This is a genomic window from Brevundimonas lutea (assembly GCF_003704105.1).
Taxonomy (GTDB): domain Bacteria; phylum Pseudomonadota; class Alphaproteobacteria; order Caulobacterales; family Caulobacteraceae; genus Brevundimonas; species Brevundimonas lutea.
In genome coordinates, this window is sequence record NZ_QUOQ01000006.1 from 116,549 (window position 1) to 138,294 (window position 21,746).

17 protein-coding genes and 2 tRNA genes are annotated in these 21,746 nt (G+C 67.8%); 8 read left to right on the forward strand and 11 right to left on the reverse strand.

Annotated features, from left to right (window positions below):
- Positions 1-54 precede the first annotated feature (54 nt).
- From EES48_RS11960 to EES48_RS11975, 4 genes are all read left to right on the forward strand, one after another.
- On the forward strand, positions 55-876 hold the full coding sequence (locus EES48_RS11960; RefSeq protein ID WP_122467197.1) for an ImuA family protein: 822 nt from the start codon (positions 55-57) through the stop codon (positions 874-876).
- Complete coding sequence (locus EES48_RS11965; RefSeq protein ID WP_240623340.1) at positions 761-2,338, forward strand: Y-family DNA polymerase; 1,578 nt, start codon at positions 761-763, stop codon at positions 2,336-2,338. The genes EES48_RS11960 and EES48_RS11965 overlap by 116 nt, the downstream gene beginning before the upstream one ends.
- Positions 2,335-5,748 (forward strand): error-prone DNA polymerase, encoded by a 3,414-nt coding sequence (locus EES48_RS11970; protein WP_240623341.1) that lies wholly within the window; start codon positions 2,335-2,337, stop codon positions 5,746-5,748. The genes EES48_RS11965 and EES48_RS11970 overlap by 4 nt, the downstream gene beginning before the upstream one ends.
- Positions 5,749-5,879: 131 nt before the next feature.
- Positions 5,880-6,212, forward strand: a complete 333-nt coding sequence (locus EES48_RS11975) for a hypothetical protein (protein ID WP_122467199.1) — start codon at positions 5,880-5,882, stop codon at positions 6,210-6,212.
- Positions 6,213-6,275: 63 nt separating this feature from the next.
- Here EES48_RS11975 and EES48_RS11980 read toward each other — a convergent pair whose 3' ends face one another.
- From EES48_RS11980 to EES48_RS12000, 5 genes are all read right to left on the reverse strand, one after another.
- A complete protein-coding gene (locus EES48_RS11980; RefSeq protein WP_122467608.1) occupies positions 6,276-8,450 on the reverse strand; it encodes a 3-hydroxyacyl-CoA dehydrogenase NAD-binding domain-containing protein in 2,175 nt (724 codons plus the stop codon).
- 176 nt (positions 8,451-8,626) lie between these two features.
- Positions 8,627-9,832, reverse strand: a complete 1,206-nt coding sequence (locus tag EES48_RS11985; protein WP_122467202.1) for an acetyl-CoA C-acetyltransferase — start codon at positions 9,830-9,832, stop codon at positions 8,627-8,629.
- 172 nt (positions 9,833-10,004) lie between these two features.
- Positions 10,005-12,917 carry a DNA polymerase I gene (gene polA / locus EES48_RS11990; protein WP_122467204.1) on the reverse strand — a complete coding sequence of 971 codons (2,913 nt, stop codon included), beginning with the start codon at positions 12,915-12,917 and terminating at the stop codon, positions 10,005-10,007.
- A gap of 56 nt (positions 12,918-12,973) precedes the next feature.
- Entirely contained in the window at positions 12,974-13,354 is a 381-nt protein-coding gene (locus tag EES48_RS11995) for a VOC family protein (RefSeq protein ID WP_122467208.1), read from the reverse strand.
- Positions 13,355-13,358: 4 nt separating this feature from the next.
- Positions 13,359-14,597, reverse strand: a complete 1,239-nt coding sequence (locus EES48_RS12000) for a PQQ-dependent sugar dehydrogenase (RefSeq protein WP_122467211.1) — start codon at positions 14,595-14,597, stop codon at positions 13,359-13,361.
- A 176-nt stretch (positions 14,598-14,773) separates the two neighbouring features.
- Here EES48_RS12000 and EES48_RS12005 point away from each other — a divergent pair.
- A tRNA-Met gene (locus EES48_RS12005) sits at positions 14,774-14,850 on the forward strand.
- Between the two features lie 7 nt (positions 14,851-14,857).
- On the opposite strand, the gene EES48_RS12010 is transcribed toward EES48_RS12005, so the two are convergent.
- From EES48_RS12010 to EES48_RS15320, 3 genes are all read right to left on the reverse strand, one after another.
- Positions 14,858-15,529: a DUF6445 family protein gene (locus tag EES48_RS12010; protein ID WP_122467216.1), complete on the reverse strand. Its 672-nt coding sequence runs from the start codon at positions 15,527-15,529 to the stop codon at positions 14,858-14,860.
- A gap of 63 nt (positions 15,530-15,592) precedes the next feature.
- Positions 15,593-16,387, reverse strand: coding sequence for a VOC family protein (locus EES48_RS12015; RefSeq protein WP_122467220.1), 795 nt, complete (start codon positions 16,385-16,387; stop codon positions 15,593-15,595).
- Between the two features lie 12 nt (positions 16,388-16,399).
- Complete coding sequence (locus EES48_RS15320) at positions 16,400-17,119, reverse strand: DUF1428 domain-containing protein (protein WP_122467223.1); 720 nt, start codon at positions 17,117-17,119, stop codon at positions 16,400-16,402.
- Between the two features lie 120 nt (positions 17,120-17,239).
- Here EES48_RS15320 and EES48_RS12025 point away from each other — a divergent pair, with 120 nt between their 5' ends.
- Positions 17,240-17,680, forward strand: coding sequence for a MarR family winged helix-turn-helix transcriptional regulator (locus EES48_RS12025; protein WP_122467226.1), 441 nt, complete (start codon positions 17,240-17,242; stop codon positions 17,678-17,680).
- A 5-nt stretch (positions 17,681-17,685) separates the two neighbouring features.
- Here the strand turns inward: EES48_RS12025 and EES48_RS12030 are convergent.
- A tRNA-Leu gene (locus EES48_RS12030) sits at positions 17,686-17,770 on the reverse strand.
- Between the two features lie 159 nt (positions 17,771-17,929).
- Between EES48_RS12030 and EES48_RS12035 the strand changes: the two genes are divergently transcribed.
- Together EES48_RS12035 and EES48_RS12040 are read left to right on the forward strand one after the other, a co-directional pair.
- Positions 17,930-18,877, forward strand: a complete 948-nt coding sequence (locus EES48_RS12035) for an ATP-grasp domain-containing protein (RefSeq protein ID WP_122467611.1) — start codon at positions 17,930-17,932, stop codon at positions 18,875-18,877.
- Positions 18,874-19,914, forward strand: a complete 1,041-nt coding sequence (locus EES48_RS12040; RefSeq protein ID WP_122467229.1) for an LLM class flavin-dependent oxidoreductase — start codon at positions 18,874-18,876, stop codon at positions 19,912-19,914. Before EES48_RS12035 ends, EES48_RS12040 begins: the two co-directional genes overlap by 4 nt.
- Positions 19,915-19,921: 7 nt before the next feature.
- Here EES48_RS12040 and EES48_RS12045 read toward each other — a convergent pair whose 3' ends face one another.
- Together EES48_RS12045 and EES48_RS12050 are read right to left on the reverse strand one after the other, a co-directional pair.
- Positions 19,922-20,728, reverse strand: a complete 807-nt coding sequence (locus EES48_RS12045; RefSeq protein ID WP_162998142.1) for a hypothetical protein — start codon at positions 20,726-20,728, stop codon at positions 19,922-19,924.
- A gap of 186 nt (positions 20,729-20,914) precedes the next feature.
- On the reverse strand, positions 20,915-21,745 hold the full coding sequence (locus tag EES48_RS12050; RefSeq protein ID WP_122467237.1) for an energy transducer TonB: 831 nt from the start codon (positions 21,743-21,745) through the stop codon (positions 20,915-20,917).
- Position 21,746 lies beyond the last annotated feature (1 nt).

Sequence of the window (21,746 nt, forward strand, 5' to 3'; positions counted from 1 at the left end):
GGGCCGCGCGGTCGCGCTTGACTCTTCGTCGCGACAGGCGGCGTATGAGAACAAATGCGGAACAAACTGGCATCCTCTGATCAGCTCGAGGCGCTGCGCGCGCTGGCGCCGGCGCTTGCCGCGACGTCGGGACACGATGTCGGGGGGGGCCGGTTCGCCACGGGTCTGGCGTCTCTGGACGACCACCTGGGCGGCGGGCTGGGCGCGGCGTCCCTGCATGATCTCTATGCCGGGGCGGGGGGTGACGCGCCCGCAGCCCTGGGCTTCGCCCTGGGCCTGGCCTGGCGCGCGGCCCAGGCGACGGGGGAGCGACGACCGCTGATCTGGGGGCTGGACGAGGGATCGCGGCGCGAGATCGGCCGTCCTTACGGCCCTGGTCTGGCCGAGCTGGGCCTGGATCCCGAGCGGGTGCTGCTGGTCGAGGTGCGCGACGCCGCCGCCCTGCTGGGCGTGGGCGAGGAGGCTCTGGCCAGCCCGGCGGTGGGGGCGGTGGTGCTGGGGGCCTGGGGCGAGTCGAAAGTCTTTTCCCTGACCGCCAGCCGCCGCCTGGCGATGGCGGCCCGGACGGCGGGGCGGACCCTGATGCTGGTGCGGGCCGGGGCGGATCCCACGCCCGGCGCGGCCGAAACTCGCTGGCGCGTTCGGGCGGCCTCTAGCGCGCCGCTTGAGGCCGGAGCGCCCGGTCATCCGGCCGTCGAGGCGGCCCTCATTCGTCACCGGGGCGGCGTCGCCCCCCGAACCTGGATCATGGAGTGGGACCGTGAGCAACGGTCGTTCATCGCCCCGCCGCCGCTATCTGGCGGTCTGGTTTCCCGTCCTGCCGACCGAGCGGGCCACGCATCCGCGCCTGGGGAGGGCCTGCGCCGCGCCGGCTGACGGTCGGCCGCTGGTGCTGGTCGACAAGGACCGGGGCGCGCTCAGGATCACCGCCGCCGACGTCACGGCCCAGAGGGCCGGCCTCGAACCCGGCCTGGCCCTCGCCGACGCCCAGGCGCGGGTTCCGACCCTGGAGGCCTGGCCTCATCAGCCGGGCGAGGACGACGCCTTTTTGACCCGACTGCTGGAGGATTTCGGCCGCTTCACCCCGATGATCGCGCGCGACGCGCCGCATGGCCTGATGCTGGACGTCACCGGCTGCGCCCACCTGTTCGGGGGCGAGGCGGGGCTGATGAAACAAGTTGCGGTCCGGGCCGACGCCCTGGGCCTGACCACGCGGCTGGCCCTGGCCCCCACGTCTCAGGCGGCGCGGGCGCTGGCCCGTTTCGGCAATGGCGGCCGGTTCGGTCGCGCCGAGGCGCGTGCGGCGGTGCGGGCCCTGTCGGTCGAGGCGCTGGAGCTCGATCCGCGCGACGCCACCGCCCTGAAGCGGGCCGGGCTGAAACGGATCGGCGATCTGGACGACCGGCCGCGCGCGCCCCTGGCCGCCCGCTTTGGGGCGGATTTTCCCCAGAGGCTGGCCCGGATTCTGAGCGAGGCCGACATCCGCATCACACCGCACCGCCCGCCGCCCCCCTGTGTCCACGACCGACGGCTGGTCGAGCCGATCACCGAGACGGCCGATATCGAGCGGGTGCTGGGCGATCTGCTGGCCGAAACCACCGTCTGGCTGGAGCGCAACGGTCAGGGTGGGCGCGCCTTTCAAGCCGGCTTCTGGCGGGTCGACGGCCAGGTGCGCCGGGTCACGGTCCGCACCGGCCGCCCGACCCGCGACGCGGCGGCGGTGCTGAGACTGTTTCGCGAGAAACTGGCGGCCCTGCCGGCCCCGCTAGACCCCGGGTTCGGCTTTGATCAACTGCGCCTCGCGGTGCCCCTGATCGCGCCGCTGATCGAACGTCAGGCCCGGCTACAGGCGGGCGGCGCCGGTCTTCTCGACCCCGAGACCCCCGATCTGGCCCCTCTGATCGACCGGCTGACGGCGCGGCTGGGCGAGGCGGCGGTGCTGCGGTTCCGGTCGCAAGGCTCGCACCTGCCGGAACGGGCGGCCGTTCTGGTCGGCGCCGAAGAGGCGGGGGAGGGCGTCGCCTGGCCCCAGCCCGCGCCCGACGACCCGCCGTCGCGCCCCCTGCAGCTGTTCGTCCCGCCCCAACCGGTCGAAGCCGTGGCCGAGGCGCCCGACGGCCATCCCTTCCGCTTTCGCTGGCGGCGGGTGGTGCATGACGTGGCCCGAGCAGAGGGGCCCGAGCGGATCGCCGGCGAATGGTGGCGCAGTCGAACCCAGCGCACCCGCGACTATTACCGCGTCGAGGACCGCGAGGGCCGCCGCTTCTGGCTGTTCCGCCAGGGCCAGTACGGCGATGCGGAGGGGCCGCGCTGGTTTATCCACGGGCTGTTCCCGTGACCGGGCGGCCACCTGAACTCCAGGAGCTGATCGACCCGCCGGACTCCTATGCCGAGTTGGCGGTGACCAGCAACTTTTCCTTCCTGCGCGGAGCCTCCTCGCCCAAGCAGATGGTGGCGACGGCGATCCTGCGCGGCCATGCCGGCATGGGGCTGGCCGACCGCAACACCGTGGCCGGAGTAGTCCGGGCCTGGAGCGCGCTGAAGGCCCTGCGCGAACACGGCCTCTTGCCGCCCGACCTGAGACGAGAAGGCTCCGGCCCCGGAGAGGTGGCGGTCGAGGAGGACCACACCATCGATCCGGCCCTCTCCGAGGAGGTCAAACGCCGGGCCCGGGATTTTCGGCTGATCCTGGGCGCGCGGCTGGTCTTCAACGACGGGACGCCGGACATCCTGGCCTATCCGGAGACCCGCGCCGGCTGGGGTCGGCTGACCCGGCTACTGACCCTCGGCAATCGCCGGGCGAAGAAGGGCGAATGCGAGATCGGCCTGCGAGACCTCTTGGCCGCGCCCGAGGACATGCTGCTGATCGTCATGCCGCCGGATCGGCTGACCGGTTTCGAGGCGGTGCTGGCCCGGGTGGCCGAGGGGGCGCCCGGCGCGGTCTGGCTGGGCGCCGCCATGCTGAGGCGCGGCGACGATCGGCGTCGGCTGGCCCGGCTGAAGGCAATGGCCGAGCGCGTCGGGGTTCCGCTGCTGGCCACGAACGACGCCCTCTATCACGACCCAGACCAGCGCGACCTGCAGGACGTGTTGAGCTGCATCCGCGAAGGGACAACCATCCAGGCCGCCGGCCGCCGGCTGCTGGCCAACGCCGAACGCCACCTGAAACCCGTCGGCGAGATGCGGCGCCTGTTCCGCGACGCGCCCGAGGCGGTGGTGGAGACGACCGACCTGCTGGCGCGTGTGATCTTCGACCTGTCGGACCTCGCCTATCAGTATCCGGAGGAGCCCATTCCACCCGGGCGCCAACCCCAGTCGTGGCTGGAGGAGCTGACCTGGAAACACGCTAACGAACGCTATGGAGGCGATGTCCCCGCCAAGCTGGGCGCGTTGCTGCGCAAGGAGCTCGCCTTCATCGGCCGCAAGGACATCTCCCCCTATTTCCTGACCATCTACGACATCGTCCGCGTGGCCAAGGACAAGCGCATCCTGTGCCAGGGGCGGGGTTCAGCCGCCAATTCAGCGGTCTGTTACGTGCTGGGCATCACCTCGGTCGATCCGGCCGAGTCCGAACTGCTGTTCGAGCGCTTTCTGTCCGAGGACCGCGACGAGCCGCCCGACATCGACGTCGATTTCGAGCACGAGCGGCGCGAGGAGATCATCCAGCACATCTATGAGCGCTATGGCCGCCACCGCGCCGGCATCGCCTCGACCGTCATCCATTTCCGCCCGCGCAGCGCCATCCGCGAGGCCGGCAAGGCGCTGGGCCTGAGCGAGGATGTCACCGCGCGCCTGGCCGGCAGCCATTGGGGAAGCTGGGGCTCCGAGATCGGCGAGAAACACGTGTCCCAGGCCGGTCTGGACGCCGCCAATCCGACGATCGCCCGCGCCGTCGCGATGGCCTCGCGCCTGCTCAACTTTCCCCGTCATCTCAGCCAGCACGTCGGCGGCTTCGTCCTGACCCAGGACCGGCTGGACGAGATGGTCCCCATCCACAACGCCGCCATGCCCGACCGCACCTTCATCGAATGGGACAAGGACGACATCGACGACCTGCGCCTGATGAAGGTCGATGTCTTGGCGCTGGGCATGCTGACCTGCATCCGCAAGGCGTTCGATCTGATCCGCGAGCATCAGGGTGTCGATCAGGCGCTGCACACCATCCCGCAGGACGACCCGCAAGTTTACGACATGTTGTGTCGGGGCCAGTCGATCGGCGTCTTCCAGGTTGAGAGCCGCGCCCAGATCAACATGCTGCCGCGCCTCAAGCCCCGCCGGCTCTATGACCTGGTCATCCAGGTGGCCATCGTCCGGCCCGGCCCGATCCAGGGCGACATGGTCCATCCCTATCTGCGGCGTCGCAACGGCCTGGAGGAGGTCGACCTGTCCGGCCCTTCGCCCCAGCATGGCCCGCCGGACGAACTGCGGCGGGTGCTGGAGAAGACCCTGGGCGTACCGCTATTTCAGGAGCAGGCCATGCGGGTGGCGATGGTGGCGGCCCAGTTCAACGACGCCGAGGCCAACGGCCTGCGCAAGGCCATGGGCACTTTTCGCGGTGACGGCACCCTGCACACCTATGAGACGCGCTTCGTCGGCCGCATGATCGCGCGCGGCTACGACGCCGCCTTCGCTCAGAGATGCTTCGAGCAGATCAAGGGCTTCGGCTCCTACGGCTTCCCGGAGAGCCACGCCGCCTCCTTCGCCCTGCTGGTCTATGTCTCCTCGTGGATCAAGCGACACCACCCAGCCGCCTTCGCCTGCGCCCTGCTGAACAGCCAGCCGATGGGCTTCTACGCCCCGGCCCAGATCGTGCGCGAGGCGAACGAGATCGGCGGGGTCGAAATCCGCCCGATCGATGTGTCGTACAGCACCTGGGACAACCGCCTGGAACCGACCGGCGGCGAGCCGGCCCTGCGGCTGGGCCTGCGCCAGATCGACGGGTTTCGTGAAGCCTGGGCCGATGATCTGGCGGCGGCGCGGGAGGCGGGCGCTTTCATCGATGTCGAGAGCCTGGCGCGGCGGGCGCGCCTGCCGGCGGCGGCGATGCGCAAACTGGCGGACGCTGACGCCTTCCGCTCTCTGGGACTGGATCGGCGCGAGGCGCTGTGGGCGGTCCGGCGACTGCCCGACGACGATCCCCTGCCGCTGTTCGCCGCCGCCGAGGCGCGCGAGCGAGGGGCGCGCGAACTCGGCTCCGAGCCCGACGCCCGCCTGCCGACCATGCCGCTGGGCGAACATGTCGCGGCCGACTACCAGACCACGCGCCTGTCGCTGAAGGCCCACCCCATGCAGATCCTCAGACCCGTTTTCGACGCGGAGCGGGTGATGAGCTGTCAGGCGGCGGAAGCCCGGCGGAGCGGCTCGCTCGTGCGCGTCGCCGGCGTTGTCCTGGTGCGTCAGAGGCCTGGCAAGGGCAACGCCATCTTCGTGACCCTGGAGGACGAGACCGGCATCACCAATGTCGTCCTGTGGGCTCGGACCTTCGAGGAATTCCGCCGCGAGGTGATGAGCGCGCGGCTGATGGAGGTCGAAGGCGTCGTGGAGAAGAGCGTCGAGGGCGTTGTCCACGTCATGGTCCGCCGAGTGTTCGATAGGTCCGACGAACTGGCGCGACTGTCCGAGGACCATGTCGCGGAAATCCAGCTGTCGCGCGCTGACGAATCCTACGGTCCCCACGGCTCCTTCCGACCCGGCCATCGACACCCACGCGATGTCCGCATCCTGCCGGGCTCGAGGGATTTTCACTGAGCGTGGTGGCTGTCTCTACACCGAGACTGTCGACATCGTATTCAACACATATCCCTGTTCCCTAACGCGAAATTTCGTGCCACCTCTAGACACTTCGGCGCGCATTGGGCGCGTCGGGGGAAAACATCGCAATGAAATTTCGAACCCTCGCCATCGGCGCGCTCGCCGCCTTGGCCGTCTCCGGCTCGGCTTCGGCCCAGACCGAGTCGCTGTCGTTCTCGATCGAGAACAACAGCGAGTATGTCATCACCGCGATCTATTATGGCCAATCCTCGGACGACGATTGGAGCGACGACATCCTGACCGGGGTGATCGGCACCGGGGACACCGTCGAGATCACCATCGACGATGGGCTCGAAGGCTGCATGTATGACTTCGCCTACGAATTCGACGACGGCGACACCTACATCGAGCGCGTGAACATGTGCGAGCTCGACGGCACGGTCCACGAATTCAGCAGCTGATTCCGTCCAGGATTTCGACGTGAAAACGGCGGCTCCTCGGAGCCGCCGTTCTTGTCTAGAGCGTCAGGCCGCCTGCTTCTGTCCGGCGAAGTTGCCGTAGAAGGTCTCGCTCTTGGCCGCCATGTTGCGCAGCAGCTGCGGCGGGGTGAAGCGCTCGCCGTACTTGGCGGCGTAGGCGTCGGCCTGTTCGACGAATTTCGCCACGCCGATCTGGTCGATCATGGTAATCGGGCCGCCGGTCCAGGGCGCGAAGCCCCAGGCCAGGATGGCCCCGACATCCGCCTCGCGCGGGTCGTCGATGACGCCTTCCTCCCAGCACCGCGCCACCTCGATGGCCTGGCGGTACAGCAGCCGGCGCTTCTGATCCTCGACAAGTTCGGGTGTCGAGTCGTCGATGGTGACGGGGGCCAGGTCGCCCAGGCCGGACCAGAGTTTTTTCGGCTTCTGGTCGTAGTCGTAGAAGCCTTTGCCGTTCTTGCGGCCATAGCGGCCCAGGTCCTCGACCATCTTGCGGACGATCTCGGATCCCGGCAGCGGCTGATAGGCGTCGCCGAGATCGGCCTGCGTCTGCTTCGCCACCTTCAGCGAAAGATCCAGAGCCACGTCGTCGTGCATCTCCAGCGGACCGCGCGGCATGCCGGTCATGCGGCCGATGTTGTCGATCAAGGCCGGGGCGTAGCCCTCCTCCAGCATGGCCAGGCCCTCGGCGACATAGGTCGCGAAGCAGCGCGAGGTGTAGAAGCCGCGGCCGTCCTCGACGACGATCGGCGTCTTCCGGATCTTCATGACGTAATCCAGCGCCTTGGCCAGAGCCGCCGGGCCGGTCCTTTCGCCTCGGATGATCTCGACCAGCATCATCTTGTCGACGGGCGAGAAGAAGTGGATGCCGATGAAGTCCTCGGGCCGGGCGCTGGCCTCGGCCAGGCCGGTGATCGGCAGGGTGGAGGTATTGGAGCCGAATACGGCGCCGGGCTCGAGCATGGCCTCGGCGCGCCTGGTCACCTCGGCCTTGAGCTCGCGGTTCTCGAACACCGCCTCGATGACCAGGTCCGAGCCCTTGATCAGGTCGTAGTCGGTGGTGGCGGTGATGGAGCCGAGCAGGGCGTCAAACTTCTCTTGGGTCAGCTGCCCGCGCGACAGGCGCTTCTTCAGCAGCTCCTCGACATGGGCCTTGCCCTTGTCGGCGGCGGCCTGGTCGCGGTCGATCAGGATGGTCTCGATGCCGGCCATGGCCTGCACATAGGCGATGCCGGCGCCCATCATGCCGGCGCCGAGGACCGCGACCTTCTTGGGGTCGGACTTGGGCTGATCGGCCGGCCGGACGGCGCCCTTGTCCAGCTCCTGTTTCGACAGGAACAGCGACCGGATCATTCCCTGGGCCTGCGGCGTCATCAGGGTCTTGATGAAATAGCGCGTCTCGATGCGCAAAGCGGCGTCCATCGGCACCTGCACGCCTTCATAGACGGCCTTCATCAGATTGGTGACGGCGGGATAGTTGCCCCAGCTCTGCTTCCTGATCATGGCGTTGCCGACCAGAAAGTTCTGGATGCCGGCCGGGTGATAGGGGCCGCCGCCGGGCAGTTTGAAGCTCTTCTCGTCCCACGGCTGGACGGCCTTGCCGCCGCCCTTGACCCAGGCCTTGGCGGCCTCGACCGACTGACCCTTCTCCACGACGTCATGGACGATCCCGGCGCTTTTGGCGTCGTTGGGGCGGAAGGACTTGCCCTCGCTCATGGCCATCATGGCCGCCTGCACGCCGATCAGACGGGTCAGGCGCTGGGTGCCGCCGCCGCCGGGGAACAGGCCGACCTTGATCTCGGGCAGGCCCAGCTGGATCTTGTTGTCGTTCTCGGTCACCCGGTAGTGGCAGGCGAGGGTCAGTTCGAGCCCGCCGCCCAGGGCCAGGCCGTTGATGGCGGCGGCGATCGGCTTGCCGCAGGTCTCGAGGGCTCGCAGGGCGCCGTTCAGCCGCCAGCCCGCGTCATAGGCCGCTTGCAGGTCCGACCCGCCCAGCATGCCCGAGGCCATGTCGCCCAGGTCCGCGCCGGCGCAGAAGCCCGAAGCCTTGCCCGAGGTCAGGACCGCGCCCTTGATGGCGTCGTCGGTCTTCACCCGTTCGACCCATTCGGGAATCTCCTTCATGACGCCGGAGGTCAGAGTGTTCATCGACCGCCTCGGCACGTCGAAGGTGATGAGCGCAATGCCGTCGGCGTCGACGTCGATCTTGAAGTTTTCCATCGGCCGAAGGCCCTTCATTCTAGAACGTCAGCGCCGGGCTGACCGCAGTTGGTTCATCACAACGAACACGACGGGGGCACGGAGAGCACGACGGTAGCGGCGCGCGTTGTGATCGTCGTGACCTCGTTGTGACCGTCGTGACGAACCCCTTTGAGCGCTGCCGCGCTCGACGAAAATCAGACGCGTTCGATGACGGTGGCGGTGCCCATGCCGCCGCCGATGCACAGGGTGATCAGGGCGGTTTCCTTGTTCGAGCGCTCAAGCTCGTCCAGCACCACGCCGGTGATCATGGCCCCGGTGGCGCCCAGGGGATGGCCCATGGCGATGGCCCCGCCGCAGACGTTGATCTGGTCATGGGGGATGTCCAAGGCCTGCATGAAGCGCAGGACGACGGCGGCGAAGGCCTCGTTCAGCTCCCACAGGTCGATGTCGGACTTGGCCATGCCCAGCTTGCCGAGCAGCTTGTTGGCCACAAACTCCGGGCCGGTCAGCATGATCGACGGTTCCGAGCCGATCGAGGCTGCTCCCTTGATCCGCGCGCGGGGCTTGAGGCCCAGCGCCTTGCCGGCCTCCAGCGTGCCGATCAGCACACCGGCCGCGCCGTCGACGATGCCCGAGGAATTGCCCGGGGTATGGACGTGATTGACCCGCTCGACCTCGGGGTAGCGCTGGTTGATCACCGCATCGAAGGCCATCTCGCCCATCATGGCGAAGGAGGGGTTCAGCCCGCCCAGGGTCTGCATGTCGGTGTTGGGGCGCACAGTCTCGTCGCGGTCCAGCTGAACCAGGCCCAGCTGGTTCTTCACCGGCACCACCGAGTTCTTGAACCGGCCTTCTTCCCACGAGCGGGCGGCGCGCTTGTGGCTCTCGACCGAATAGGCGTCGACGTCGTCGCGGGAAAAGCCCCATTTGGTGGCGATCATGTCGGCCGAGACGCCCTGGGGCACGAAATAGGTCGGAAAGGCCGAGGACGGATCGACCGGCCAGGCGCCGCCGTCCGAACCCATCGGCACCCGGCTCATGGACTCGACCCCTCCGCCGACGGCGAAGTCGGCCTCGCCGGCCTTCACCTTGGCCGCCGCCATATTCACGGCCTCGAGGCCCGAAGCGCAGAAGCGGTTGATCTGGACGCCCGCCGTCTGCTGGCTCCAGCCGGCGTTAAGCACGGCGGTGCGGGCGATGTCGGCGCCCTGCTCGCCGATCGGGGCGACGCAGCCCAGGATGACGTCGTCGACCTTGGAGGTGTCGAGCTCATTGCGCTCGCGCAACGCCTCCAGCACTTGGGAGGCGAGACTCAGGGCCGTGATCTCGTGCAGCGAGCCGTCCTTCTTGCCCTTGCCGCGCGGCGTGCGAACGGCGTCGAAGATATAGGCGTCGGCCATGAGAACTCATCCTTGCTGGGCCCTATCGCTCGCCGCGCGGCGGCTCGCTGCTTGAGGACCATGGACTCTATCGCGGCTGGCGAAAGGAGCGGAAAGTGCGGAAACGAAACTGGCTCGTCAGAAACCCTACGTTTACGTCAACGTCAAGTAACGATCCCGGGGACCGCCTGGATCAGTGCGCCTCGTCCCAGTTGCCGGCGGCCTTGGCCTCGACCACCAGGGGCACGCTCAGATCGACGGCCGGCAGAGGCGCCTGCTCCATCACCCGCCGGATTACGGTCATGGCGGCCTCGCCTTCCGCCTCCGGGGCCTCGAACACCAGTTCGTCGTGGACCTGAAGCAGCATGCGGGTCTTGAGGCCGGCCTTGGCCAAGGCGCCCGGCATGCGGATCATGGCGCGGCGGATGATGTCGGCCGCGGCGCCCTGGATCGGCGCGTTGATCGCGGCCCGCTCGCCGAACTGCCGCTCGGCGCCCGACTTGGAATGGATGGCGGGGATGGGGATGCGGCGGCCGAACAGGGTCCAGACCACGCCTGACTCGCGCACCGCCTTTCGCGTCGCGTCCATATAGGCGCGGATGCCGGGGAAGCGTTCGAAATAGGTCTTGATATAGGCCCCGGCCTCGCCCTGATCGATGCCCAGCTGGTTGGACAGACCAAAGGCCGAGATGCCGTAGACGATGCCGAAATTGATGGCCTTGGCGCGGCGCCGCGTCTCCGGGTCCATGCTCTCGACCGGCACGCCGAACATCTCGGACGCCGTGGCCGTGTGGATGTCGATCCCGGCCTGAAAGGCGCGCTTCAGCTCCGGGATGTCGCCGATGTGGGCCAGCAGGCGAAGTTCGATCTGGCTGTAGTCGGCCGAGATCAGCACATGGCCCGGCGCGGCCACGAAGGCCTGGCGGATCTGGCGGCCCGTCTCGGTGCGGATCGGGATGTTCTGCAGATTGGGGTCCGACGACGCCAGCCGTCCGGTCGAGGCGGCGGCCAGCTGGTAGGAGGTGTGGACGCGGTTGGTGTTGTCATCCATCGCCTCGATCAGCGCGTCGGTATAGGTGCCCTTCAGCTTGGACAGTTGGCGCCAGTCCAGGATGGCGCGCGGCAGCTCATGGGTCAGCGCCAGCTCCTCCAGCACGCTGGCCACCGTGCCCCATTGGCCGGACGCGGTCTTCTTGCCGCCCCGCAGGCCCATCTCGCCGAACAGGATGTCGCCGATCTGGCGGGGCGAGCCGACATTGAAGGGCCGACCCGCCAGCCGATGCGCATCTTCCTCCAGCTCGGCCATGCGGCGCCCGAAGGTCGAGGACAGGGACTTCAGCCGGTCGGGATCGACCCGAATGCCGGCCAGCTCCATGTCGGCCAGCACCGCAGGCATGCCACGCTCCAGCGTCTCATAGACGGTGGTCAGTCGCTCGGCGGCGAGGCGTGGTTTCAGGATGCGCCACAGCCGCAGGGTCACGTCGGCGTCCTCTGCGGCGTAGCAGGTCGCCGGTTTCAGCTCGACGTGTTTGAAACTCTTCTGGTTCTTGCCGGTCCCGGCCACGGACTTGAAGGCGATCGGCTCGTGACCCAGGTGCAGCCGCGCCAGTTCGTCCATGCCGTGGCCGTGCTCGGCGCCGTCCAGCACGTAGGAGATCAGCATGGTGTCGTCGATCGGCGCCACGCGGACGCCGCGGCGGGCCATGACGGCGATGTCGTATTTGATGTTCTGGCCGACCTTGAGGACCGCCGGGTCCTCCAGCAGCGTCTTCAGCCTAGCCAGGGCGGTCGGCTTGTCGATCTGGGTCAGGGGCGGGCGCGTGTCCGCCTCGCCGCCGAAGTCCAGCCCGCCCGACCCTTCGAGCGGCGCGTTCTCATGGGTCAGGGGAATGTAACAGGCGTCATTCGGCCCCAGCGCCAGCGATACGCCGCAGAGGCCCGCGTGGCTGGACGACAGGGCGTCGGTCTCGGTGTCGAACCCAATGACCCCCGCCTCGCGCGCCCGGGCGATCCAGGCGTCCAGCTCCTCCAGCGTCTGAAGACAGACATAGGCGTCGGTGTCGAAGGTCTGCGCCTCGACCGGCGCGGCCTCCTTGGGCGCATACCGGGTGGTCAGGACCGGAGCCGAGGGCGCGCGGGCGAAGGCCGAGCCCTCCTTCTGCGGCGCCTTGCCGTCGCCGACGCGGTGCCTCAGCGAGCGAAACTCCATCGTGTCGAGGAAGGCGGCCAGAACCGCCGGATCGGGATCGCGCACGGCGAAATCGTCGATCGGCTCGGGCGCCGGGGCGTCACAGGTCAGGCGCACCAGTTCGCGGCTCAGCCGGATCTGATCGGCGAACCCGATCAGGGTCTCGCGCCGCTTGGGCTGTTTGATCTCCCCGGCGCGGGCCAGTAGCGTGTCGAGGTCGCCATACTCGCCCAGCAACTGGGCCGCCGTCTTGGGGCCGATGCCGGGAGCGCCGGGCACATTGTCGACGCTGTCGCCGATCAGGGCCTGGAGATCGACCATCTTGTCCGGGGTGACGCCGAATTTCTCCATCACCGCGTCCTCGCCCAGGACGCGGTCCTTCATCGGATCCCACATGACCACGCCGCCGCCGATCAGCTGCATCAGGTCCTTGTCGGACGACACAATGACGGCCTCGCCGCCCATGTCGCGTGCCTTGCAGGCATAGGTGGCGATCAGGTCGTCGGCCTCGTAGCCGGGCAGTTCGACGCAATGGACGCCGAACGCCGCCGTCGCCTCGCGCACCAGCGGAAACTGCGGGATCAGGTCCTCGGGCGGCGGCGGGCGGTGGGCCTTGTACTGGTCGTACAGGTCGTTGCGGAACGTCCTCTCCGAATGGTCAAAGATGGCCACCAGATGGGTGGGGCCGTCCTCGCCCTTCATGTCGCGGATCAGTTTCCACAGCATGTTGCAGTAGCCCTGGACCGCGCCGACCGGCAGGCCGTCGGACTTGCGCGTCAGGGGCGGCAGGGCGTGATAGGCCCGGAAGATATAGGCCGAGGCGTCGATCATCCACAGCCGCAGGGCCGGCCCGTCCTGGGTCAGGGGGCGATCCTCAGCGGGCGTTTCAGCGGCGGCGGGTTCGGCGACATCGGACATGGCGCAAACATAGGCGCAGGCGAGCGCGCCGTCATCGGGGCTCCGTCGTGGTTCGCTCAATCCGCCTGATGGCAGACCGCCTCGATATTCATCCCGTCCGGGTCGAGGACGAAGGCTGCGTAGTAATCCGCGCCATACTGGGACCTGAGACCGGGCGCCCCGTTGTCGCGCCCTCCGGCCGCGAGGGCGGCGGCATGAAAGGCGTCGACCTGCTTTCGGTCCTCGGCGCGAAAGGCCACATGAGCGCCCACGCCCGGCGCGCGGTCCTCGGCGATGACGAACTCCGGCACGCCGCCGATGCCGAACATGACCACCCGACCGCCGCCTTCATTCGTCACCTCCGCGACCACGGCGAAACCAAGCGGGGCAAGCGCCGCTTCGTAGAACCGTTGCGACCGGTCCAGATCCGAAACGTCGAGGCCCAGATGGTCGATCATGGCGTCAGCCCGGAGTGACGCGCACCAGCTTGCCGTCGTCCTCGTCGGTGATGACCCAGACCGAGCCGTCGGACGCCACCGCGACGTCTCGAATTCGCTCGCCCAGATCGGTCAGCAGCCGCTCCTCGCCGACCACCCGGTCGCCGTCCATGACCAGACGCACCAGTTGCTTGTCCCGCAGTCCCGAGGCGAGGGCGTTCCCGCGCCAGCCGGGGAACATCGCGCCGTCGTAGAACACCATCCCGCCGGGCCCGATCACGGGATCCCAGTAGTACTCCGGTTGCTCCAGACCTTCGCGGGCGGTGATGCCCTCGTTGATCTGGCCGCCGCGATATTCGATGCCATAGGCGATGATCGGCCAGCCGTAGTTCTGGCCGGCCTCGGTCAGGTTCAGCTCGTCGCCGCCGCGGGTGCCGTGCTCGATGGTCCACAGCTGATCGCCGCGCATGGCCGCGCCCTGGACGTTGCGATGACCCAGCGACCAGATTTCCGGCAGGGCGCCGTCCTGACCGACGAAGGGGTTGTCGGCCGGCGCCGAGCCATCGGCATTGATGCGGATCACCTTGCCCATGTGAGAGCCCAGGTCCTGGGCCTGGGGGCGCATCGGGGCGTCCGAACGATCGCCCAGGGTGATGAACAGCCGCCCGCCGGGATCGAACGCCAGGGCCGAGCCGAAATGCTTGTCGCCGTCGTAGTCGGGCGTGGCCCGGAACACGACCTCGACATTTTCCAGCCGGCTCATGTCGTCCGAGAGCCGGCCGCGCGCCACCGAGGTGGCGTTGCCGCCCTCGCGCTGTTCGGAGAAGGACCAGTAGACCAGGCGATCCTGGGCGAAGCCGGGGCTGAGCGCCACATCCAGCAGGCCGCCCTGGCCGCGCGCGACCACGGCCGGGACGCCCTGGATCGGCTCGCCGACCTGACCGCTGGCCGATATCACCCGCATGCGGCCCGGCCGTTCAGTGACCAGCCAGTTTCCGTCCGGCAGTTGGGCCAGGCCCCATGGGTGCTCCAGGCCCGAGGCGACCACCGTGTGGCTAACCTCGACGTCGGACACCACGCCCGGCGCGCGGGTCTGTCCCTCGAAGGCGGGCCGCTGGTCCGGAGCATTGGCGGGGCGCGTTTCCAGCGGTTCTCCCGCGGCAGTCGCCTGCGTGGCGTCCTGACCGTTGGCTCCGCAGGCCACCAGCGCGAGGGCGGCGGCGGAGGCGGCGAAGAGGGCGGGGCGGCGGAGCGTGCGGCGCATGGTCGGTGTCCTTGCGAAGGTATGGAAATCCAGCGAACCAAGAATGACGGCTCACGGCAACCGTTCCTGCGACCGATCGCCTCCGCCTCTCCATTTGCACGCGCCGCTTGAATAGCGGGGGCGTGGGCGATATAGGCCTCGCTCTCTCGCGCCGGCCCTCGAACGCCGGCTGCCGGGGCTGGGTAGCTCAGCTGGTTAGAGCGGTGGATTCATAACCCACAGGTCGGCGGTTCAAGCCCGCCCCCAGCCACCATTCTCCATCATCGCGCGGTCAGAAAACTGGCCACGGTCAGGCGACCTTCGCGCACGTCGCGCGGCGGCGGCGCGGTGTTGCTGATCTCGGCGCAATGCAGCAGCCGGCTCCGATAGACGATGGCGCGATTGAAGACAGGGTCGAAGCGCGCTGTCCGTTTAAACAGGGGCGTATCTCCGGCGATATAGGCGGGTTCCGGCTCTCCCAACCGATCAAAGTCCTGTGTAAGGGCGTCGAAATAGACGTCGCGTCGGGCCTGGTCGATCGTTTCAAACCCCGTCGATCGGTGCCTGTAGAAGGCCGTGCCTCCATGATCGCGCTGCGACAGATAGTGGACCACCGCGATCAAGCCCGGCTCCACGCCATCGACGTGGGGGATGCGCTGGCCGAGGCTGAGCGTCTCGGGCGCGGAATCGGCGAGCGACCACAGACCCCGGGTCACCGACATGCGCTCGCGCGCCCCGAACACCTCGGCCGCAACCTGCGCCAAGATCGGACCAACGACCTGAAAATAGTCTGGCGGGACCGGGGCCCGGACGCCGGGATAGTATTCGCCGCGCGGCGTCAGCACCGAGCGTTCGGCCTCGCGGATCAGGCCGTCAGGGTCAGGATGGAAGTCCTCGATGACAACGACGGGTTCAGCCTCGTCGCCAATCTTCTCGACGCGGATGCTCGGCATGGTCGGGGCTCTCGGCGACGACGGGGAGCGTCAGACTAGCGTCCGGCGCATCCGGCGTCATCGTCAGCTCCCGCGCGGGCCGACCACGGCGAAACGCGCTCCTTCGGGATCCTGGGCCGCCACGATGAACTCCCCTCCCGGGATCTCCTGGGGCCCATGCAGCACGGCGCCGCCGGCGGACGTCACCCGATTCAGGGCGGCGTCGATATCTTCCACCCCGAAGTAGAACAGCCAGTTGGGTCGGTCGCCGGGCATGTGGCGCATAACGGCGCCGAAGCTCTGCTCGCCGCGATCCAGCATCTGATAGTCGCCCAGCTCGCCCATCGGCATGGCTTCTCCCTTGGTCCAGCCGAAATGCCGGGCATAGAAGTCCTCGGCGGCTTTCGGATCTGAGGTGGCCAGTTCGTTCCACCGACAGTGCCCGGCACGGTCGGCAGACCAGGCCCGGCTGGCCTCTTCAGAGGCGCCGCGCATGATGGTGAACACCGCGCCCTGCGGATCGGCGACCACGGCAAACCGACCGACGCCCGGGATGTCCGTCGGCGGCACGAACCGCTGGCCGCCGTCGGCGACGATGGCGTCGACCATGGCGTCCGGATCGTCGACACCGATGTAACCGACCCATCCGGGCTCGCCCGCCTGGCAGTCGTTGTCCTCGGGCAGGGCCATCAGACCGGCCACCTCTACGCCGTCGCCGGCCGTGAACAGCCGGTAGTCGCCCTGATCGTCAGAGCCGAAGGTGCGGGCCTTCCACCCCAGCACTTCGCCATAGAAGGCCTGGGCCCGATCAGGGTCGCGGACCATCAGCTCGTACCAGATGAAGGCGCCGGACTGACCGGAAGGGTGCGGTTTGGTCATCGTCCCGTCTCCTCAGCCGTCCACGATCGGCGAGAAGCCGCCATAGATCATGCGTTTGCCGTCGAAGGGCATGTTGTCGGGGTCGGGCTTCATCCGCTCGTCGTCCATGATCTTGGTCCAGGCCTTGTCCCGAACGGCCTTGGACGGCCACTCGACGAAGGAATAGACGACCGCCTCGCCGTCCTCGGCCTTCACCGCGCGCCGATAGTCGGTGATCTTGCCGTCCGGCACATCGTCGCCCCAGGCCTCGACCACGCGAAGGGCGCCGTATTCGCGAAACACCGCCGATGCCTTGGACGCCATCTCGCGATAGGCCTCGCGGTTCTTCTGGGGCACCGCGACCAGATAGCCGTCGGCATAGCCGGCTCCCTCGGACGCGCCATCATCGACGATGCTGTCGAAGCCGCCGTAGATCATGCGCTTGCCATCGAACGGCATGTCCCTGCTCATCGCCTCCATGCGCGGATCGGCCATGATCTTCTCGTTGGCGGCGGCGCGCGCGGCGCGGTCGGGGTATTCGAACCAGGAGAAGACCACCACCTCGTCGTCCCTGGCCTGGACGGCACCCTTGAAGTCGGTGAGCTTGCCGTCCGGAACGTCGTCGCCCCAGGTCTCGACCATACGCGTCACGCCGAACTCCTTGAAGACCGGCAAGGCGTCGGTGGCGTGCTTGATATAGGCGTCCTTGTTGGCGGCGGGGACGGCGGTGACGAAGCCTTCGATGTAGGACATGGCGGTCTCCTTGGTTCGGTCGCCCGACGTAGAGCGTTCCTTCTGGGGGAGAGCAGGTCGTCTCCCGGATCTCAGGCTCTCGACCTTGACTATAAGGGTTGATATCAACATAATGGTCATGTGGTCAAGACGGTTCCTTTCGAAACGACGCTGGAGGTCCGCGACACCTGCCTGTGTCTGCACGTGCAGCGAGCGGCGCGGGCGTTGGCGCGTCGCTTCGACGAAGCCCTGAAACCCTTCGGCCTGACGAATGGCCAGTTTTCTCTGTTGATGTCGCTGAACCGGCCGGAACCGCCTCGGATGAGCGCGGTGGCCTCTCTGCTGGCCATGGACCGCACCACTCTGACCGCGGCGCTCAAGCCGCTCGAACGCGACGGCCTGGTCCGGACCGAGACTGATCCGCGCGACCGCCGCGGGCGGCTTCTGGTTCTGACCGAAAAGGGAGAGCGCGCCCTGGCTGCCGCCGTGCCCGTCTGGCGCCGCGAACACGCCGATCTGGACGGACTGCTCGGAGACGGCGGTTCGGAAGCGCTGAGGGTTGGTCTGGTCAGCCTTGGATAAGAGGCTGGTGCGGGTGGTCGGGCTCGAACCGACACTCCTTGCGGAACCGGATTTTGAGTCCGGCGCGTCTACCAATTCCACCACACCCGCACAGGCGTGAGCGATCCGCTCCTATCCCGCGACCCGGCGCAATTCAACCACGCCGCGGCGATGCTTCCCGGCGCGGAGGGAGGCTCGGGAAACGCAGGGTGATCGAGAGGTATCGCGACACCCCTTGCGTTTCATCATGCTGTTACGCATGTGGCCATCATGGCCTCCCCCGCCGCGATCGATCTCGCCGTCGTCTATGAACACCCCACCTGGTTCGAGCCGCTGTTTCAGGCGTTGGACCGCCGGGGTGTGGCCTATCAACGCCTGCCGCTGGCCGAGCTGACCTGGGATCCGGCCGCCTCGCCGCCGCCGGCGCCGGTGGTGCTGAGCCGAGTGGCCATGTCCAGCTTTCTGCGCGACCCCGAGCATCCGATCTTTTTCGCCCAGGCCTTGTTCGACCACTGGCAGGGTCTGGGGGCGCGGGTCATCAACGCCTCGGCGCTGTCGATCGACAGCTCCAAGGCGCGCCAGCTCAGCCTGATCGCCCGGCTGGGGCTGCAGGGACCCGAGACGCGGGTGGTTCACCGCCAGGCCAATCTGGTGCGCGCCGCCGAGGGCTTGCGCTTTCCGGTTCTGGTCAAGGCGGACATCGGCGGCTCCGGCTCGGGCATCGTGCGCTATGACGATCTGGAGGCGATCGGCGCGGCGGCGCGGATGGGCTCGGCGCCGGTCGGGGTCAACGGCGTCAGCCTGGTCCAGGAATACGCGCCGCGACGCGACGGCGAAATCATCCGCGTCGAGACCCTGCAAGGCCGCTTCCTCTACGCCCTCAAGGTCGAGAGCCCCGGCGAGACCTTCGACCTGTGCCCCGCCGACGCCTGCCTGGCGCGGCCCGGAGCCGCCGCCCTGACGATGACGCGGTTCGAGCCGCCCGCTGACATCGTCGATCAGGTGGAGCGGCTGGTCCAGGCCGCCGAGGTGGAGATCGGCAGCGTCGAATATCTGATCGACGACCGGGACGGCTCGGCGCGCATCTACGACATCAACGGCCTGTCCAACTTCGTGGCCGATCCGCTGAGCGTGCTGGGTTTCGACCCGCACGAGGCGCTGGTCGACTGGCTGGTGGAGGAGATCGACAGGACCAAGAGCCAGGGAGCGGCGGCGTGAGATATGGATATTGGGCTCCGGTGTTCGGCGGCTGGCTGCGCAATGTCGACGACGAGCGCGAGGCTTCGTGGGAGAACCTGTCGCGGCTGGTGCGGCGCTCCGAGGAGATCGGCTGGGACCTGACCCTGGTCGCCGAGCTCAATCTGAACGACATCAAGGGCGTGGAGGCCCCGGCGCTGGACGCCTGGTCCAGCGCCGGGGCCCTGGCGGCGGTAACCCGCACAATCGAGCTGATGGTGGCGGTGCGGCCGAACTTTCACCAGCCGGCCCTGTTCGCCAAACAGTCGGCCAATATCGACCGCATCTCCGGCGGTCGTCTCGCCCTGAACGTCGTCTCGTCGTGGTGGGCCAAGGAAGCCGAGAGCTATGGCCTGCAGTTCGACCAGCACGACGATCGCTACGCCCGAACCACGGAATGGCTGCAGGTTCTGGACAGCCTGTGGACGCGCCCGCGCACCGATTTCGAGGGGCGCTACTATACGCTGAAGGACGCCATCGTGGAGCCCAAGCCGCTGTCGTCGGCGGGCCGCCCTCGGCCGGTCATCTATGCCGGCGGCGAGTCCGAGGCGGCCAAGACCCTGATCGCGCGATACTGCGACGCCTATGTCATGCACGGCGACACGCCGGAGGTGATCGCCCCAAAGATCGCCGACATGAAGGCCCGCCGCGAGTCCTTCGGCCTGCCGCCGATGCAGTTCGGCATGGCCGGCTACGCCATCGTGCGCGACGCCACCGCCGAAGCCGAGCGCGAGCTGGAGCGGATCACCACCATCCCCGGCCTGGCCGAGGGGACGCCGCCGCCGGGCTTCGCCAATTTCGACCAGTGGCTGTCGGGGACCGAGCTGGAGCGTGAACTGAAGGTTCGGGAATACTCCGTCTCCAACCGGGGCCTGCGCCCCGGCTTCGTGGGGACGCCCGAGGCGATCCGCGAACGAATCCAGGAATTCGAGGCGGTCGGCCTCGACCTACTCCTGCTGCAGATGTCGCCGCAGGAGGAGGAGATGGAGCGGTTCGCCGCGCAGATAATCCGCAGATAAGCGTGCGCTAGTTTCGACCCGGGATACGCGTCGGCAAATCCGATCGCGGCGTGAAATTGGTGGAAAATCGTGTGAGAAACGCGATGCGACGTCCGCCGATATCGGCATCGCCGCCGTCGACGGCCTCAACGCGCCCCGTCCGATGCGCACCACGAGCGGACGCTCGGCCAAAGCCGCTGGCGGCCGGGAATTCGCTTTCAATGGAACAGTCTTCCAGTCGACCGTCCGAGCGGGTGGTGCAGATGAGGGCGGCGATGCCGCCCTCATAACGGCTCTGACCCGGAAAATTGATCTCAGGTGGGTTGAGCCAGTTCAAACCCGCCATGCTGACGCCGCTGGGAGAGCGATCGGACCCTTGGTCCAGGCTTTGACCGCAAGCTTGAAACACTTGCGCGATGGCTGCTTCCGACCGAGGCAAATCGACCGCATAGCGAACTGAGGTGCTGCCGTCAGGCACGGAGATGCGAAGTTGCCCGCCCCTGGCCAAGTCCGTGGCATAGCCGCGCGGCCACACCGCGAAGAGGGTGCCGCTATCGCGTGCCGATACCCACATCCCTTCCTGCTCAGGTCCGTCGCCGATCGCGACCCGAATGGGACGCTCGCCCGACCCGGCGGGCATGCCGCTCAACAGCACGCTCAAGCTGTCGCCCATGCAACGCACCGCCACGCCCATGGTATCGAAAGTGACGGCCGCGATCGTGGCGTCCTGATCCGGAGCCCGACCGAAGTCCCAGTCGTCTGCATCTTGGGCGGCGAGCGGGCCGCTTGTCATCAGTGTCGCGGACAACAGGACGGTAAGGAACGTTTTCGACATGCGCATCCTCGGGTTGCTCGAAGGGAGACCTATCAGCAATGGAGTTGCGTCGCGAGTCCGAGGTGGGGCGGTGCGGACGCGGTTCATGCCGTGCGCGATGCGCCCGGGCTCACTTCAGGTGCAAAGCACCGCGAACACGCCAGCAGGGCATCGGCGCGAAAGGGCGATTTGTTGGGCGCCAGCTCGCTAATCAACCCTGAAGCCGGTCGAAAAGATCATCATGCGCGGTGAGGCATCGGGCGATGTGGCGACACGAGCGCGACGCGCGGCGCGCAGCGACTCCGCGCCAAATCCGACCCCTGGTGGAAATTCGCTCTCAACAACGCAGTCACGAAGGCGCCCATCAGGCATAGCAAGGCAACTGAGCGTAACGGCCCCTTGGGCCGCGCCCGCTCGGAGGGCAGGCTCCGGATAATTGAGGCGCGGCGTCACCCTCCAAACGGGAGGCGATCGGTCGCTGGCCGAGTCGTCAACCAACGCATCGCGCGGATCGATTGCGGGTTTGCCGCAGGCCAACAAGGCGCGATCCACGGCCTCGGGCGAAGCGGACAGAGGCAGCAAGTAGCGACGTGCGGGTGCGCCGTCCGTCGCGGGCACGATGATGGTCAGTTCGCCACCTTCGCGCAGTCTGCGAGCCAGTCTGGCTGGTGTCCTAGAAAAAGCTGCCTTGCCGTCGGCACTGGTGTGCCAGAGTTCAAAACCTTCCTCCGCGCCATCGAGTTCGACACGCAGAGATCGGAGCCCGTTCTCACCGCGATCTTCCGGCAAGCCGTTGAGCGTCAGGTCGAAGACGCCGGCGCTGCATCGCGCCAGCACAGCGAGATCATTGTCGAACACGACGACGGCTGCGGTGTCCCCGTGCTGCTGGATCAGATCCCAGTCTACTGGATCTACAGTCTCCGCAGGCTGAGCTGTCGCATGCGAGCAGCAAGCGAGGACGCCGATCCACACCGAGGCGCCGGCTCCCTTCATCGACAACTTTCCAATGACGTCTTCGCGTCTGAATCCATTGAGCATG

What these genes read in the sequence shown, in the direction of transcription:
- polA (WP_122467204.1), bottom strand. Translation starts at nt 12,917, where the DNA reads ATGTCCGATGTCGCCGAACCCGCCGCCGCTGAAACGCCCGCTGAGGAT.
- EES48_RS12050 (WP_122467237.1), bottom strand. Translation starts at nt 21,745, where the DNA reads ATGCTCAATGGATTCAGACGCGAAGACGTCATTGGAAAGTTGTCGATG.
- EES48_RS12000 (WP_122467211.1), bottom strand. Translation starts at nt 14,597, where the DNA reads ATGCGCCGCACGCTCCGCCGCCCCGCCCTCTTCGCCGCCTCCGCCGCC.
- EES48_RS11975 (WP_122467199.1), top strand. Translation starts at nt 5,880, where the DNA reads ATGAAATTTCGAACCCTCGCCATCGGCGCGCTCGCCGCCTTGGCCGTC.
- EES48_RS12015 (WP_122467220.1), bottom strand. Translation starts at nt 16,387, where the DNA reads ATGACCAAACCGCACCCTTCCGGTCAGTCCGGCGCCTTCATCTGGTAC.
- EES48_RS11960 (WP_122467197.1), top strand. Translation starts at nt 55, where the DNA reads ATGCGGAACAAACTGGCATCCTCTGATCAGCTCGAGGCGCTGCGCGCG.
- EES48_RS15320 (WP_122467223.1), bottom strand. Translation starts at nt 17,119, where the DNA reads ATGTCCTACATCGAAGGCTTCGTCACCGCCGTCCCCGCCGCCAACAAG.
- EES48_RS12010 (WP_122467216.1), bottom strand. Translation starts at nt 15,529, where the DNA reads ATGCCGAGCATCCGCGTCGAGAAGATTGGCGACGAGGCTGAACCCGTC.
- EES48_RS11995 (WP_122467208.1), bottom strand. Translation starts at nt 13,354, where the DNA reads ATGATCGACCATCTGGGCCTCGACGTTTCGGATCTGGACCGGTCGCAA.
- EES48_RS11980 (WP_122467608.1), bottom strand. Translation starts at nt 8,450, where the DNA reads ATGGAAAACTTCAAGATCGACGTCGACGCCGACGGCATTGCGCTCATC.
- EES48_RS12045 (WP_162998142.1), bottom strand. Translation starts at nt 20,728, where the DNA reads ATGTCGAAAACGTTCCTTACCGTCCTGTTGTCCGCGACACTGATGACA.
- EES48_RS12035 (WP_122467611.1), top strand. Translation starts at nt 17,930, where the DNA reads ATGGCCTCCCCCGCCGCGATCGATCTCGCCGTCGTCTATGAACACCCC.
- EES48_RS11985 (WP_122467202.1), bottom strand. Translation starts at nt 9,832, where the DNA reads ATGGCCGACGCCTATATCTTCGACGCCGTTCGCACGCCGCGCGGCAAG.